At 71.9% G+C, this 13054-nt stretch carries 10 protein-coding genes and 2 pseudogenes; 9 read left to right on the top strand and 3 right to left on the bottom strand.

The genetic code is table 11. The features are described from left to right. Window positions 1-65 precede the first annotated feature (65 nt). Entirely contained in the window at window positions 66-860 is a 795-nt protein-coding gene (locus ACTWQE_RS22710) for an exodeoxyribonuclease III (RefSeq protein WP_443330866.1), read from the top strand. A gap of 22 nt (window positions 861-882) precedes the next feature. Here ACTWQE_RS22710 and ACTWQE_RS22705 read toward each other — a convergent pair whose 3' ends face one another. After that, window positions 883-1071 (bottom strand): GntR family transcriptional regulator, encoded by a 189-nt coding sequence (locus tag ACTWQE_RS22705; protein WP_443330865.1) that lies wholly within the window; start codon window positions 1069-1071, stop codon window positions 883-885. 291 nt (window positions 1072-1362) lie between these two features. After that, complete coding sequence (locus tag ACTWQE_RS22700; RefSeq protein ID WP_443330864.1) at window positions 1363-2946, bottom strand: recombinase family protein; 1584 nt, start codon at window positions 2944-2946, stop codon at window positions 1363-1365. Between the two features lie 35 nt (window positions 2947-2981). Between ACTWQE_RS22700 and ACTWQE_RS22695 the strand changes: the two are divergent. Both ACTWQE_RS22695 and ACTWQE_RS22690 read left to right on the top strand, forming a co-directional pair. Then, window positions 2982-3116: pseudogene (locus tag ACTWQE_RS22695) on the top strand (exodeoxyribonuclease III); the annotation flags it as partial. An 87-nt stretch (window positions 3117-3203) separates the two neighbouring features. Next, window positions 3204-3707 (top strand): annotated as a pseudogene (locus ACTWQE_RS22690) (DUF309 domain-containing protein); the annotation flags it as partial. 252 nt (window positions 3708-3959) lie between these two features. Here the strand turns inward: ACTWQE_RS22690 and ACTWQE_RS22685 are convergent. Then, on the bottom strand, window positions 3960-4205 hold the full coding sequence (locus ACTWQE_RS22685) for a DUF2277 domain-containing protein (RefSeq protein WP_443330863.1): 246 nt from the start codon (window positions 4203-4205) through the stop codon (window positions 3960-3962). A 205-nt stretch (window positions 4206-4410) separates the two neighbouring features. Here ACTWQE_RS22685 and ACTWQE_RS22680 point away from each other — a divergent pair, with 205 nt between their 5' ends. The 6 genes from ACTWQE_RS22680 (at window position 4411) to ACTWQE_RS22655 (ending at window position 12930) form a co-directional block, all read left to right on the top strand. Further along, on the top strand, window positions 4411-5421 hold the full coding sequence (locus tag ACTWQE_RS22680; RefSeq protein WP_443330862.1) for a hypothetical protein: 1011 nt from the start codon (window positions 4411-4413) through the stop codon (window positions 5419-5421). Then, window positions 5418-7694 carry a hypothetical protein gene (locus tag ACTWQE_RS22675; RefSeq protein ID WP_443330861.1) on the top strand — a complete coding sequence of 759 codons (2277 nt, stop codon included), beginning with the start codon at window positions 5418-5420 and terminating at the stop codon, window positions 7692-7694. Before ACTWQE_RS22680 ends, ACTWQE_RS22675 begins: the two co-directional genes overlap by 4 nt. Window position 7695: 1 nt before the next feature. Beyond that, on the top strand, window positions 7696-9465 hold the full coding sequence (locus ACTWQE_RS22670; protein ID WP_443330860.1) for a vWA domain-containing protein: 1770 nt from the start codon (window positions 7696-7698) through the stop codon (window positions 9463-9465). 26 nt (window positions 9466-9491) lie between these two features. Then, window positions 9492-10169: a vWA domain-containing protein gene (locus ACTWQE_RS22665; RefSeq protein WP_443330859.1), complete on the top strand. Its 678-nt coding sequence runs from the start codon at window positions 9492-9494 to the stop codon at window positions 10167-10169. Between the two features lie 263 nt (window positions 10170-10432). Next, complete coding sequence (locus ACTWQE_RS22660) at window positions 10433-11302, top strand: protein phosphatase 2C domain-containing protein (protein ID WP_443330858.1); 870 nt, start codon at window positions 10433-10435, stop codon at window positions 11300-11302. Continuing rightward, on the top strand, window positions 11299-12930 hold the full coding sequence (locus ACTWQE_RS22655; RefSeq protein WP_443330857.1) for a hypothetical protein: 1632 nt from the start codon (window positions 11299-11301) through the stop codon (window positions 12928-12930). The genes ACTWQE_RS22660 and ACTWQE_RS22655 overlap by 4 nt, the downstream gene beginning before the upstream one ends. Window positions 12931-13054 lie beyond the last annotated feature (124 nt).

Here is a 13054-nt window from a genome sequence, read left to right as displayed (position 1 = left end):
GCGCAATCGTACGGTTGTGCGGCAACGATTCCTGGCACCTGCCGGGCTGTCGGTATCGTGCCGGGGTGCTCAATGTGACGACCGTGAATGTGAATGGGCTCCGCGCCGCCGCCAAGAAGGGCTTTGTGGAGTGGCTGGCGGCGACCTCCGCCGACGTGGTGTGCCTCCAGGAGGTGCGGGCCGAGCCCGACCAGCTGCCGGCGGAGGTACGGGCGCCCGACGGCTGGCACACGGTCCACGCACCGGCCGCGGCCAAGGGCCGGGCCGGGGTGTCGATCTACTCGCGGCGCGAGCCGGAGGGCGTACGGGTCGGCTTCGGCTCATCGGAGTTCGACGGCAGTGGCCGCTACGTGGAGATCGATCTGCCGGGAATCACGGTCGCGAGCCTCTATCTGCCCTCCGGCGAGGTCGGCACCGAGCGGCAGGACGAGAAGGTGCGCTTCATGGGCGAGTTCCTGCCGTATCTCAAGGAGGTTCGTGAGCGGGCCGCCGCGGGCGGCCGGGAGGTGCTCGTGTGCGGCGACTGGAACATCGCCCACCGGGAGGCCGACCTCAAGAACTGGAAGGCGAACACCAGGAAGGCCGGCTTCCTGCCGGAGGAGCGGGCGTGGCTGACCCGGGTCTTCGAGGAGGCGGAGTACGCGGACGTGGTGCGGCGGCTGAATCCGGAGGTCGCGGGCCCGTACTCCTGGTGGTCCTACCGCGGGAAGGCGTTCGACAACGACAGCGGCTGGCGGATCGACCTAGTTTGCACAACGCGTGGTATCGCCGAGCGTGCCGTGAAGGCGTACGTGGAGCGGCCAGCCAGCCACGCGGAACGCTGGTCGGATCACGCGCCCGTGACAGTCGTATTCGCCTGACGGCGAGTCAGGCCGGGTGGACTTACTCCGCCTCTCCGCTGTCCCCTCCGGTCGCCGCTCCGGCGCCCAGGATGAACGTCCCCTTCGCGGGCAGCGTCGCCACCACGCCCCGTTCTCGGAGCAGTGCTACGGCACGGCGCACGGTCCCGATGCTGACGCCGTACAGCTCTGTCATGCGTCGCTCAGCGGGAAGGGCGGCGCCCTTTGACACCGGGCTGTGTTACGGAACTTGAAGACCTTCGACCCTTGGGGGTAAGCCCCAAGAAGCTGAATGCTGGAGGGGGAAGGGGTAGAAAGTTTTTTCTAAAGTTCCGTAACAAAAAATACTACTCTTCCGCTGTTTTCCCTGGTCAGACCGAGTGCGTCCCCCTCCTCCGCGTTGAGACGAAACGCGACGGGCCATCGGTTGGGGCCCCGCCCGCCTCTCCGCCGTCTCCGGCCGTACGGCGGCATGACGAAGGCCCCCAGCCGAAGCCAGGGGCCAGTCAAGCGTCTGCGCGGGTCAGTCGAAGGCTGCCGCTGCCTCCTCCGCCTCCACAGCCTCCAGCGCTGCCGCGTGCGGGTCCGCGTGGGCCCCCACCGTGAACGACAGGCGCCCCTGGTCCGGTCCCTTCAGCCGTTCAGCCCCTCCGCCTGAACGGCCCTTCGCCACGGTCGCGCGTGCGCCAGCGTCCAGGAGGAGCTGGCGGCGGCCAGCGGCGTCATGCCGGGCCCAGAAGCTGGCGTACGTCTCGCCTGTCTCCACTACCTCCGTAGAGGCCTCTTGGCGGGGTGTCGCCTCCAGGGCCTCCGCACGCCGTTCCAGGGCCTCTACTTCTTCCTGCCAGATCATGCGGCCGGTCCGGGACTTGCGGGCGTCCTTGTCGGCGTACAGAGCGCGCAGCTCCGTTTCGACCTCCCGCAGTTCGGGCGTTGGGTCGTAGCCCGTGTGCGTGACGATCTTTGTCATCTGCATGTCGCCGATGCGGGCCATGACCTCCTCCTCCACGTACTTCTCCAGCCAGTCCGCACGGATACCGGCGGGGGAGGGGCAGCGGTCGCCCCGGGCCGTCGCGCGGCAGTTGTAGTCCTGGCCTCCGGCCCGCTTCGACAGGTAGAGGTTCCCGCCGCAACCACGGCACTTCGCCACTCCCAGGAGCATGGCCTGGGTGTCCTTGCGTGTCCGGTTCTTCTGGGGCGTCAGCGCGTTCATGTGGTCCTGAAGGACGTCGAACTCCTCCCGCGACAGGACAGGCTCCCCGATCAGGATCGGGTTCCCGTCGCGGTCCCTGACAGGCTTCCCCTGGTGGAGCCGGTACCCCATCAGCGCCGGGGACCGGAGGACCTTCGACAGGGTCCCCGCAGTCCAGCGGAAACGTTCGTGGCGCTGGCCCCGCCTGGTCCCGCCAGGCTCCCGTCCTGCCTTGATCGCCTGGTAGTCCCTGGGCACGGGAACGCCGTCTTCGTTCAGCGCCATGGCCACGGCGGTCAGAGACTGGCCGTCCAGGACGTCCCGGATGATGCCGGACAGGATCTTCACGGCCTCCGGGTCGGGGGCCAGCTTGTAGCCCGCGCCATCAGGGTTGGGGACCTTCTCGTACCCATACGGGACCAGCCCCCCGGCGTATCGGCCCTGGGAGCGGAGAGCGGCCTGGGCGCCGGTGACGCGTTCACGGATGGCGGCGGCCTCCATCTGCGCTGAGAAAGCCAGAAGCGTCATGATCAGCTCAGACACGGGGGACACGGTCCGCATATCCAGGTCCATGGGGGCGCCGCCGGGGCCCTCAGCGAAGACGAGTAGCTTCCCGTGCTGCTTCGCCCAGCGACCCAGCTCCGCCATGTCGGACATGCTCCGGACGGCGCGGTCCATACGCCACCAGACGATCATGTCGAAGTCGTCAGGGCGGGCCAGCCAGGCACCCAGCTCCGGCCGGTCGAAGGGCGTCGTCTTCGTCGCGGAGACGTCCAGGTCCTCCGCCTCGCCGACAATGACAGCGCCACGACGGGCGGCCTCGTTCGAGTTGGCAGCGCGCTGCCGGGCGGGGGACGTCGTCTCATCCGTGCGGACAGACAGGCGAATGGCGCTGAGTGCGCGGAGTTGAGTCATGCGCGGGACCGTACTGGACTCTGTGTCGACCGGAGCAGATCGACTACCACGTGGAGACGCGGGGACTCGCGGAGCGCGCGGTGAAGGCGGTCGTCGAGCGGGCGGCGACCTATGACACTCGCTGGTCGGACCACGCGCCGGTGACCGTGGCGTACACGACCGGGCACTGAGACCGGCCGTCGGCTCGGGCAGACGGCCGCCGGTTCGAGCAGTGGGCCGGTGGCGGCGGACTTGCCCGCAGGGGGAACAATCGAGCTGTGAGCGACGAGCGCAGTCAGGACCGGAGCCAGGGCCAGGCCCGGGCGGGAGACCGCCGGGATCGCGACGCCGAGGGCCGTGCCCGCAGTGCGCGTCCGCGTGACGGCCTGGGGCGGCCGCTGCCGTACGGGGCGGAAGGGGTCGAGCGGCAGCCCGAAGGGATCGAGCGGACCCCGGAGGAGACGCTCGACGAGGCCCAGCGGCTGCTGGACGAGGGCAAGCCCTTCCATGCGCACGAGGTGTTCGAGGACGCGTGGAAGTCCGCGCCCGGGCCCGAGCGCGGACTGTGGAAGGGGCTGGCGCAGTTCGCCGTGGGCCTGACCCATGCCGCGCGGGGCAATCGACGCGGCGCGGTCTCACTGCTCCGGAGGGCCGCGGACGCCATCGCGCCGAGCCGGCGGAATCCGCCGTACGGCATCGATGCCGGCGGTCTCACCGACTGGGCGCAGCGGCTCGCGGACGAGCTCGAGGCATCGCCCGCGCAGCCGCCCGAGGCACGCGGGGCACGGGAAGCCGGCGAGGTGGTTGGGCCGGGGAGGCCCGGCGAGTCGGGGCAGGCCGGAGAGGCCGGAGAGGCCGGTCAGGCCGGAGAGGCCGGAGAGGCCGGTCAGGCCGGAGAGGCCGGTCAGGCCGGAAAGACAGGTCGGACAGGCGAAGCAGCGCAGGACAGTGAGCCAGCGGAGGCCGGGGGGCCCGGGGCCCCGACCGGAGCCGGTCCCGGGCTGCCCGTCCCTCCGCGGCTGCGGGCCTGAGCCTCAGGCGTCGGTCTCCACCCGGCTTACGCGCCGGGCCCCGGCACCCCGTACCTCCAGCTCGGAGAGCAGCTGCCGGGTCGCGTCGGCCACCGCGTCCACGGCCTGGTCGAAGACGGCACGGTTATGGGCGGCCGGGGCGCGGAATCCCGAGACCTTGCGGACGTACTGCAATGCGGCCGCCCTGATGTCGTCGTCCTCGACATGCTCCATCGCGGGCGGGCGAAGGGTCTTGATGCTGCGGCACATGCTCCCCAGTGTGCGCCCATGCGCCCCCGTGGCACTGAGTAACGATTACATCACCCTCGGGTGACTTGTCGCACACGCTCCCTAGCCTGAAGCGACTCCCGCGGCGGCGCCCTGCCGTTCTGCGCCAACTGGCCTGTTCCGAGCGGGAGATGTGCCGTACGACAGGGGGAGTCGGATGAGGCCTGACGGGGTTGGGAGCAGCGGGATGGCGGCTGAGGCCACGCTTTACTGGATCATGGTGCTGGACATCGAGAGTTTCAGCACGCGTACGGATCCGATCCAGAAGTCGCTGCGCGCCGCGATGTACGAGGTGCTCCGGGAGGCCCTGGCGCAGGCGGATCTGCCGGAGCGGGACATCGTCGTCGCGGACCGGGGCGACGGTGTGCTGATGCTCGTGCCGCCGACGGTCTCCCCCGTACGGCTGGCGGGTGCGCTGATCAGGGCCTTCGACGACGGGCTCGGCCAGAAGGCCGCCATCTTCAGCGCGGCGCACGCCATGCGGTTCCGGATCGCGCTGCACCAGGGGCTCGCCGCCCCGGACGGGCAGGGCTGGTCGGGGGACGCGGTCAACGCGGCCTGCAGGCTGGTCGACGCCCAGCCGCTGCGCGAGGTGCTCAAGGCGGCCGAATCGGCCCATCTGGCGTTCATCGTCTCGGACGAGGTCTACCGCGGGGTCATCCGGCACGGCCACCGGACCATCGACCCGGCCGCGTACCTTCCACTGACCTTCGAGGCCAAGGGCGGAGTGGACTTCCGCAGCTGGGTGTACGTGCCCGGCTACTCGGCGCCGCCGGGGCTTCCCGCCGCCGCCGGCGACCGGCCGGGCCCCGAGGGCGGAGCGGCACCGGCCGCGCCCGGTGAAGAGAACCCCGCCCGGAGCAACGCGCAGGGGGCGGCACGGGACACCGGCCGGAGTACGGAGGGCGGGAGCGGCCGGGACACGAGCCGGAGCACGGGCGGGAGCGGCCGGGACACGAGCCGGAGCACGGGCGGGAGCGGTCAGGACACAGGCCCGAGCACGGGCGGGAGCGCCCAGGGCAGCGACCAGGACCCGCCCCGGAGCGGCCGGGACAGCGCGGGGGAGAGCCCTCAGGGCCCGGCCCCGGGCACCGTTCCGGCTCCCGGAGTGATCCAGAACGTGGACGTCGTCCACGGTGATGTCGTCGCCCGGGACAAGGTCGTCACCGTGCACACCCAGGGACCGGTGCGCCTGTGACGACTCCACCGGCCGCCGGCGGGGGACCGGCACCGGCCGCTGCGCTCGGGGGTGCCGCAGCGAGTACGGGTACGGGGCCGGCGGCCGCCGCCGGGGGAGCGCCGCCAGACGGCGCCGCTCCCCCGGCCGACCGGGGAGCCGACGCCCCGGGGCAGGGCGGTGACGGTGCCGCGGCGCACCCCGACCCCCACCGGGTCGGCTCCGGCGGCGAGGCATCCGAGGCGACGGGCGGCTTCGGCCAGGGCTCGCAGCGCCACGGCCATGTGCAGAACGCCTTCGCCAACGTCGACGGCGATGCCGTCGGCCGCGACAAGTACGTCTTCCTCCTCGGCGGCAAGCAGGAGAGGCTGCGCCGGATCTCACCGCTGATCGTGGAGCGGGTGCGGTTCGCCTTCGAGGAGCCGCCGTCCCTTGCGGCGGCCCGTGAGGCGCTGCGGAAGCAGCAGATCGTCATCCTGCGCGGCACCGCGGGCTACGGCAAGACGGCCATGGCGGTCCGGCTGCTGCTGCGCGGCGAGGACCGGCCGATCTACCACCTCGACAGCGGAGTCGACCTCCGCTCCCTCGCCGAGCAGCTCGAACACAGCGGGGCGAACGGTGGCGCGGGCGGCATCGAGCCGGGCGCCGGTTTCCTGCTGGACCGCCCGGCCGACATCGGCAATCTGCGCGGCGAGGTCTACGAGATGGTCCAGGGCGCTCTCGCCGAGGCCGGGGCGTCCATGGTGCTGACCGTGTCGGGCACGGCGGTCGCCGACAGCGAGCTGCTGACCGGCGTCGTGGATCTGGCCGAACCGCCCGACCAGCGCGGCATCGTGACCCGCTATCTGGACTGGCGCCTGGGTGAGCGCACCGCCCGTCGGCTGCTGGAGCGGGAGGACATGGCCGAGCTTCTCGACGAGCAGCTCGCCGGCGCCGCCTCCTGCAAGCTGGCCGCCGATCTCGCCGCAGTGATCTGCGAGGAGCATGAGGCAGGCACCCTGGAGGCCGACCGCATCCGGGCCCGCAGGGCGCGGCTGGAGGCCGAGGACTTCGAGATCTGGGCCGAGGGCCTGCGGGAGCCGGCCGTACGCAGTTTCGCCTTCGCCCTCGCGGTCCTCAACGGGCTGCCGCAGGAGAACGTCGCCCGGGCGGCGCGTGCGCTCCACCGGAGACTGGACGCCGAGCACGCGTACGCCGTGACGGCGAACGCGGAGGCCGGGGTGCCCCGGCTCAAGGACCCCTTCGCGGTGCCGCGCCGCAAGATGCTGACCCGGCTGCGCGCCCGTGCCGTACCGAAGGACACCTTCAACGCCTGGGGCCGGGTGCCCGCCGAGGGCCTGGAGTACAAGGACCCCGACTACGCCAAGCTGGTCATCCGGCACGCGTGGTCCCAGTACGAGATCCAGGACGCGATGCTCGGCTGGCTCGCCGAGCTGACCACCGATGTCTCGGAACAGGTCCGGGTGTACGCCGCCGTGGCGCTGGGCCTCCTCGCCTCGGAGTCGTTCCCGTATCTGACCGATCATGTCTTCCGGCCGTGGGCGCACAGCGAGAACGCCAACCGCAGGGAAGCCGTCGCCTACGCCCTGTCCGTGGCCGCCACCGATCCACTGCTGCGGAGCCAGGTCACCGCCCTGGTCGCCGGCTGGTACGCGGACCGGACGCATCCGATGGGGCAGGCGACCGCCGCCCGGGTGCACGGGATGAGCCGCGGAGCGGACCAGCGCCGGAGCATCGACGCCCTCGGCCGACTGGCCGCCGTCGACCATGTCACGGTCGCCGTGGCCATCGGCCACAGCTTCACCGATCTCCTCGCGGACGACTACGCGTTGGCACCCCTGGTGCTCGGCAGGCTCTGGCAGGCGCTCCAGGACGCCCGGACCCGGCCGACCGCACTGCTGGCCTTTCTGATCGTCGCCTCCCAGCTGGTGGTGGACACCGACGAGTGGGAGATCCGCGGCTCGTCCGCGAGCTGGCCGGCGCTGCTGCATCTCGCCCAGACCCGGGACGAGGTACGGCTCCCCTTCGTCACGCTCTGGCGGGACGCGCTCAACCAGCCCTTCTTCAGCACCGAGGCCGAACAGGTGCTGGGGAGTTGGGCGGCGCCGGCCGAGTCCGACGAACGGCTGCGGGAGGCCCTGATGGCGATGGCCGGGGCCATCACCTACGGCGACCCGAGGTCCGGACGGATCCTGCGGCGGTGCGCCGCGGACTGGGTCGACGAAGAGAACCTGGCGCCCCTCCCGCTGACCGCCGCGGCGCTGAACGCCGTGCTCGACCGAGAGAAGGTGTGACATGACGGCGACGCTCTCCCTCATCCTGAGCGAGGGGCCCGTACCCCGCGGACAGCTGGGTCCGGTCAAGCCGACGAGCCCCAATGTCGCGGTGGTGTACGCGACCGCGAGCGGGGAGCTGGGATCGACCGGCGGACGGCCGCTGACCTGGTCCCAGCACTTCTTCACCAAGTACCGCACCCGCTACGAGGTGGACCTCAGCGACCACCGGCGCAAGGCGAGGCTCCAGAGCTCACCGCTGACCTGCAGCGACCAGGCGCACCGGTTCGAGGCCACCATCGACGTCGGCTTCCGCGTCACCGACCCGGAGGCACTGGTACGCCGCAACGTGCGTGACGCGCTGGTCGTCGTCTACGGCCATCTCACCCACCAACTCCGCTCGCACGCCCGCAACTTCGCCATTGACGAGGCAGCGCGCGCCGAGGCGTACATCAACCGGGCGTGTGCCGCGCAGACCCCGCTCCCCGAGGGCATCACCATCTACCACTGCACCGTGGAGCTGGAGCCCGACGCCGCGGCCCGGGAGTACATCCGCACCCTGGAGCAGGCGCGCCGCGAGCGGACCGTCGGGCAGGACAGGTTCGACGCGGATGTGGCGACGACACGCGCCGAGGAGTACCTCAACGACATCCGGCACGAGGCCGGGCTCAAGCGGGACGACGAGCGGCGCCGGGCGCTGGCCGGGGTCTCGCTCGACCTCGAGGGGCTGATCAGACAGCATCTGACCCAGCACCCCGAGGACACCAGCCACGCCCTGGAGCTGATGACCCGCTGGGAGGAGGCCCGGGTGGGCCGGGCGGAGCTCCAGGACCAGCGACAGGTGGAGATGTTCCGCTTCCTCGTCGACAAGGACATCATCCGCCAGGCCGATCTGCCACGGATCCGGGACGGGGTGCTGGGACAGCTGCCGGGGGCACCGGCTTCGGTGGCGGCGCTGCCGGCCGGCCCGCCGTCGCCGCAGCAGACCGCCCCCCAGCCTCCGGCACACACCTCTCCGCCGGTGGTATGGGGCGGCTCGGCGGCCGCCCCGGCCGGCCCGGCGGGTACGGCCGCCCCGGCCGGGACCGCGGGTACGGCTGCTCCCGCGGGCACCACGGGTACGGCCGCTCCGGCCGGCACCGGAGTCATCCCCGTCTACGCCGTCATCGACGAGTCGCGGGCCGCGGCCGGCTGCATCGAGGAGCTGAACAACGGTCTGCGTTCGCTGCACAGCGTTCTGGCGAACAGCCCGGACGTACAGCCCGTCGTACGGCTGTCGGTGCTCGGCTACGCCGAGCGCACCGAGGTCCGGATGCCGCTGGCGCGCGTGGGCTGGGGCACCGACGTACCGGTCCTGTCGACCGGCGCCGGTGCCGCGTACGCACCGGTCTTCCGGAAGCTCCTCGAACTGCTCCCGGACGATGTCGGCCGGCTCAAGAAGCAGGGCGGCCAGGTGCACCGGCCCGTGGTCTTCTTCCTCACCACCGGGGTGCCGGAGGACGGCACCGAGTGGACGGCCTCGCTCGACCTGCTGAAGGGGCACCGGTACGCCCCGACCGTCGTGGCCTGCGGTATCGCCGAGGCGGACCGCGGCACCGTGCTGCGGATCGCCGGCCGCCCCGAACTCGCCTACGTCGCCGCGCCGCAGACCGACGCGGGCTCCGCGGCCACCCAGTTCTCCATGCTGCTCCAGAACACCGTGCTGCACCTCGGCCGAGGGGTTGTCGCGGGCAGTGCCGATCTGGCCGTCGCGTGCCCCCAGGGCCTGCGGCGGGCCGACACGGCTCTCTAGCTCCCTCATTGAAAGGAACGTCCCTCATGGCCGACAACCGTGGTCATCTGCTGCCCGTGTACGTGGTGGCGGACGAGTCGGGTTCGATGTCCTCCTACATCGGCGATCTGAACGCCGGTCTCTCCTCGCTGCACACGGCGCTCCTGGGAGAGCCCATGGCGGCGGCCAAGGTCCGCTTCTCCGTGCTCGGCTTCGCCGACGACGTCGTCGTACGGATGGTGCTGGCGGACCTGCGGAGCGAGGACGAGCTCCCCGCGCTGTCCACCAGAGGCCGCACCAGCTACGCCGCGGCCTTCGACGAACTGCTCACCCGTATCCCGCAGGATGTGGCGACCCTCAAGGCCGAGGGGTACCAGGTGCACCGTCCGGCCGTGTTCTTCATGAGCGACGGGCAGCCCAACTCCGGGGAGGACTGGCGCGCTCCGCACGCCCGGCTGACCGACCGCGCGGTCACCAAGGCGGCGCCGAACATCATCGCCTGCGGTATCGGGGAGGCGCGGGCCGAGACCATCCTCTCGGTGGCCACCCAGTCCGAGTTCGCGTTCGTCTCGCTCCCCGGGTCCCAGCTCGGGCCGTCCATCGCCAAGTTCTGCACCGCGCTGACCAAGAGCGTCGTCGAGTCGGGGCGCTCGCTGGCCTCGGGCAACGCCGAGCTGGTGGTGGAGAAGCCCGAGGGCTTCCGTATGGCGATCGATGTGATCTGATGCCGATGTTCAGATCGCGGTCCCGCCCCCCGGAGGCGGCCCCGGCTCCGGTGCCTCCTCCGCAGCCTCCTCCGCCGGCGCCTCCCGCGCAGCAGTCGCCGCCTCCGTCCGCTCCGCAGCCGTCGCCCGGGGCGCCCCCGCCTCCCTCAGGCTCCTCGCCGACGCCGCAGCCGGGGCCGTACGGGGCGCCGTACGGCCCGCCGCCCCCGCCGCCCCCGGACCAGCGGGAGCAGCGGCAGCAGCCGTACGGACCGTGGGACCCCGTGGTCGTCGACCGGGGGATTCCGCCCTTCGAGCCCAAGCCCCCGTGCGGCGCCTCCTACCGCCCGGACACGATCTGCGACGGCTGGTCGACCGACGAGCTGACGGTCCGGGTGGCGTCGGTGCGGGGCTATTCCCACCGCTACCGGGGCAGCCCGCGCGAGGACGATGTCGCCGTCGCCGTGCACCAGCCGACCGGAACGCTGGTCTTCGCGGTGGCGGACGGAGTCTCCAGCGCGGCACAGTCGCACCTGGGGGCGACCCTCGCCTGTCGTACGGCGGTCGACAACATCCTGGAGCAGCTGGACTCCGGTGCGGCGGCGGTCGACTGGGAGCAGACCGTGCGCAACGCGGCCTACCAGCTCATCATGCGGATCACCGGGGGACGGAAGCCGACCGCCGACGAAGTGCAGGAGGCGGAGCGGCAGTTCGCCACCACCCTGGTCGCGGGCACCCTCGTCGCGCAGCGCCATGGTGTGCCCAGGCTGTCACTGGTCCAGGTCGGGGACTCCTCGGCCTGGGTGCTGCGCGGCGACGGCCGCGTCGTCGCGCTGCTGGAGAGCAAGTACAGCGCACCGGGTGAGCTCGTCTCCTCGGCCGTGGAGCCGTTGCCGCGGGTACCCAAGCAGGTCGAGGCGAGGGTGGGGGAGCTGCCGCCGGACGCCGTACTGCTGGTGGGCACCGACGGGTTCGGGGATCCGCTGGGCGATGGCACGGGGCAGGTCGCCGAGCTGTTCGCCGGGCATCTGCGGACCCCGCCGCCCGCCCGGGCCCTCGCGCACCTGCTGGACTTCTCCCGGGAGACCTTCGACGACGACCGGACGCTGCTCGCGGTGTGGCCGCGTCATCTGCTGACCGAGGCGGAACGATGAGCGGCGGCACGGGCGACCGGGTGGAACTGGCCAAGCTGGTCAAGGGTGCCGAGCTGGGAAGAGGTGGGCAGGGGACCGTCCATGAGATCCGGAACGAGAGACCCGGCAGCTGGCCCGTCGCGTACAAGGAGTACTCGGACGCCTCACTCGCCACGCTGAACGCGCCCGCTCTCGACGCGATGGTCGTCTTCATCCACGGACTCGACTACGCGGTCGGCGCGTGGATAGGGGAGCACTCGTCCTGGCCGGCGAAGGTCGTGGTGCACCAGGGCCGCACGCGTGGCTTTCTGATGCGACGGATACCGGACCGTTTCTTCCGGGCCGTGGGGCCGGGGAACGGCCCACGGAAGCCGTCGGGGTTCGAGTTCCTGCTCAACGAGGACAAGTATCTGACGAAGGTCGGCATCGTCATTTCCGACGAGCAGCGGCTGAGACTGCTGCGCGATCTGGGGGCCATGCTCGCGCGGTTCCACAGCCTCGGTGCGGTCGTCGGCGATCTCTCCCCGAAGAACCTGCTGTTCGGCCTGGAGCCGGAGCCGTCCTGCTTCCTCATCGACTGCGACGCGATGCGGTTGCACGGCCGGGACGTGCTGCCGCAGATGGAGACGCCGGGCTGGAACGTACCGGCGGGGGAGCCGCCGGCGACGCAGCGGAGCGACGCCTACAAGTTCGGGCTGCTCGCCGCGCGGCTGATCGGCGGGCAGCAGGACGGCAAGGACGTGTCCGCGCTGACCGCCGTCGACGCGGAGCTCGGCGCTCTCGCCACCCGGAGCTGGGGTACTCCCGCGGGGCGCCCCCCGCTGAGCGAGTGGTTCACACCGCTCGACCGGGCGATCGCGGCCGCACCGACGGCCCGCCGTACGGTACGCAGGCCCACCCCGACGGTTGTGACGGCGAACGCGCAGACCGCGCCGACGCCGTCCTTGCCGACGGTGACCCGGAGGGCGGCCCCGCGTACGTCCCCACCGCCCGCCGCGGTGCGGCGTACGACGACGAGGCCCCGCCCCGTACGGCAGGCTCCGCCGCCGCCCGGCAAGGGTCGCGCCGGGTGGTTCTGGGCCCTGCTGGCGACCGTCGCCCTGCTGTACTTCCTGGACGAGGAACTGGGCGTGGACTTCAAGGGCATGCTGGAATCCCTGTCCGACGGCAGCGCCTCCCGGTCCGAGGGCACGGCGGGCGGGCAGGCCGAGGCGCTGGCCGGACTGCTGGCGCGGAACGACGGCACGCGCGGAGGCGTCTCCGACGCGGTGGGTGTCGTCCAGCGGTGCGAGAACACCTCCGATGTGTCGGAGGCACAGGCCGTGTTCGAGAGGGCGGCAAGAAACCGCGGAGACCTGGTCGCCGGCCTCGAGAAGCTGGAGGTGGACGGTCTTCCGGGCGGTCCGGCCGCGGCCGGGCGGCTGCGGGAGGCGTGGCAGGCCTCGGCGGACGCGGATCTCGCGTATGCACGCTGGGCGGCGGACATGTCGGCGAACGGCTGCACCCCGTCCTCCTCCGCACGGAACGACTGGCAGGAGGCGGCGGAGGCGAACGTCCGGGCGACGAAGGCGAAGAAGGCGTTCGTGGGGATGTGGGCGCCGATCGCCGAGCAGTACGGTCTGGCGACCCGCAGCTGGGACCAGCTCTGACGGCGACGCGGCTCACAGTGGCGCCGGGCCCGCTCCTGGCCCTCCCGGGTGTTGTGCCGATGGGTTTGTCCTGGGATCGGCCGGTGTTGTGCCGGTGGGTTCGCTCCGGACTCCGGCCGGGTGT

The organism is Streptomyces sp. 8N706 (assembly GCF_052245415.1).
GTDB lineage: Bacteria > Actinomycetota > Actinomycetes > Streptomycetales > Streptomycetaceae > Streptomyces.
Note: the sequence above shows the minus strand (reverse complement) of the source record. Positions and strands in the feature narration are given on the sequence as shown.